Below are 2,718 nucleotides of genomic sequence, written 5' to 3' on the forward strand. Positions count from 1 at the left end.
CCCGAGTAGCAGCGGGCCCGTGAAATCTGCTGTGAATCTGCCGGGACCACCCGGTAAGCCTGAATACTCCCTGGTGACCGATAGCGGACTAGTACCGTGAGGGAAAGGTGAAAAGTACCCCGGGAGGGGAGTGAAATAGTACCTGAAACCGTGCGCTTACAATCCGTCAGAGCCTTCCACTTTGTGGTGGGGTGATGGCGTGCCTTTTGAAGAATGAGCCTGCGAGTCATCGGTGTGTGGCGAGGTTAACCCGTGTGGGGTAGCCGTAGCGAAAGCGAGTCCGAATAGGGCGTTTCCAGTCGCACATTATGGACCCGAAGCGGAGTGATCTACCCATGGCCAGGGTGAAGCGACGGTAAGACGTCGTGGAGGCCCGAACCCACTTAGGTTGAAAACTGAGGGGATGAGCTGTGGGTAGGGGTGAAAGGCCAATCAAACTCCGTGATAGCTGGTTCTCCCCGAAATGCATTTAGGTGCAGCGTCACGTGTTTCACGCCGGAGGTAGAGCTACTGGATGGCCTAGGGGGCCCACAAGCTTACCGAAGTCAGCCAAACTCCGAATGCCGGTGTGTGAGAGCGTGGCAGTGAGACTGCGGGGGATAAGCTTCGTAGTCGAGAGGGAAACAGCCCAGATCGCCGGCTAAGGCCCCTAAGCGTGTACTAAGTGGAAAAGGATGTGGGGTCGCTCAGACAACCAGGAGGTTGGCTTAGAAGCAGCCACCCTTGAAAGAGTGCGTAATAGCTCACTGGTCAAGTGATCCTGCGCCGACAATGTAGCGGGGCTCAAGTACACCGCCGAAGCCGCGGCATTCAGACATTAGCCTGCTTTCGAGCCAGGTGTCTGGATGGGTAGGGGAGCGTCCTGTGGCCGTGGAAGCAGCGGAGTGATCCAGTTGTGGAGGCCACGGGAGTGAGAATGCAGGCATGAGTAGCGAAAGACGAGTGAGAAACTCGTCCGCCGAATGACCAAGGGTTCCTGGGCCAGGTTAATCCGCCCAGGGTGAGTCGGGACCTAAGGCGAGGCCGACAGGCGTAGTCGATGGACAACGGGTTGATATTCCCGTACCCGTGTATCCGCGCCCAATGGCGAATCATCTGTGCTAACCATCCAAATCCCACGAGAAGACCTTTGGGTCTCGAGTTGGGTGCTGCATGGGACCCTGGGTGTAGTAGTCAAGCGATGGGGTGACGCAGGAAGGTAGCTGGGCCAGGTGATGGAAGTCCTGGTGTAAGCCTGTAGGGCGTTGTGTAGGCAAATCCGCACAACATGTAGCCTGAGAGGTGATGCGTAGCCGTTGTGGTGAATTCAGTGATCCTATGCTGCCGAGAAAAGCCTCTAGTGAGTTGGTACACGGCCCGTACCCCAAACCGACACAGGTGGTCAGGTAGAGAATACTAAGGCGATCGAGAGAACTGTGGTTAAGGAACTCGGCAAAATGCCCCCGTAACTTCGGGAGAAGGGGGACCTCGCCTGGTGATGATCCTTGCGGTCTGAGCTGGGTGTGGTCGCAGAGACCAGAGAGAAGCGACTGTTTACTAAAAACACAGGTCCGTGCGAAGTCGTAAGACGATGTATACGGACTGACGCCTGCCCGGTGCCGGAAGGTTAAGAGGACCGGTTAGCGCTTCGGCGCGAAGCTGAGAATTTAAGCCCCGGTAAACGGCGGTGGTAACTATAACCATCCTAAGGTAGCGAAATTCCTTGTCGGGTAAGTTCCGACCTGCACGAATGGCGTAACGACTTCTCTGCTGTCTCAACCACAGACTCGGCGAAATTGCATTACGAGTAAAGATGCTCGTTACGCGCGGCAGGACGAAAAGACCCCGGGACCTTCACTATAGCTTGGTATTGGTGTTCGGTACGGTTTGTGTAGGATAGGTGGGAGACTGTGAAGCGGGCACGCCAGTGTTCGTGGAGTCGTCGTTGAAATACCACTCTGGTCGTATTGGACTTCTAACCTCGGACCATGATCTGGTTCAGGGACAGTGCCTGGTGGGTAGTTTAACTGGGGCGGTTGCCTCCCAAAATGTAACGGAGGCGCCCAAAGGTTCCCTCAGCCTGGTTGGCAATCAGGTGTCGAGTGCAAGTGCACAAGGGAGCTTGACTGTGAGAGTGACAGCTCGAGCAGGGACGAAAGTCGGGACTAGTGATCCGGCACCGGCAAGTGGAAGCGGTGTCGCTCAACGGATAAAAGGTACCCCGGGGATAACAGGCTGATCTTCCCCAAGAGTCCATATCGACGGGATGGTTTGGCACCTCGATGTCGGCTCGTCGCATCCTGGGGCTGGAGTAGGTCCCAAGGGTTGGGCTGTTCGCCCATTAAAGCGGCACGCGAGCTGGGTTTAGAACGTCGTGAGACAGTTCGGTCTCTATCCGCCGCGCGCGTCAGAAACTTGAGGAAGGCTGTCCCTAGTACGAGAGGACCGGGACGGACGAACCTCTGGTGTGCCAGTTGTTCCGCCAGGAGCACTGCTGGTTGGCTACGTTCGGAAGGGATAACCGCTGAAAGCATCTAAGCGGGAAGCCTGTTCCAAGATGAGGTTTCTCACCACCTCGAGTGGTTAAGGCCCCCTACAGACCATGGGGTTGATAGGCCGGAACTGGAAGCACGGTAACGTGTGGAGGTGACCGGTACTAATAGGCCGAGGGCTTATGAAACAAAGAGGCTACGCGTCCACTGTGCGGTATCTGAAACAACACACAGATCACCGAGACAA

Annotated in this window: 1 rRNA gene; it reads left to right on the forward strand. The window is 56.3% G+C overall.

Annotated elements, in window-relative coordinates:
• Positions 1 to 2,659: ribosomal RNA gene (locus ON36_RS08915) — 23S ribosomal RNA — on the forward strand; the annotation flags it as partial.
• Positions 2,660 to 2,718: the final 59 nt, after the last annotated feature.

This window comes from Nocardia thailandica NBRC 100428, assembly GCF_000308795.1.
Classification (GTDB): Bacteria; Actinomycetota; Actinomycetes; order Mycobacteriales; family Mycobacteriaceae; genus Nocardia; species Nocardia thailandica.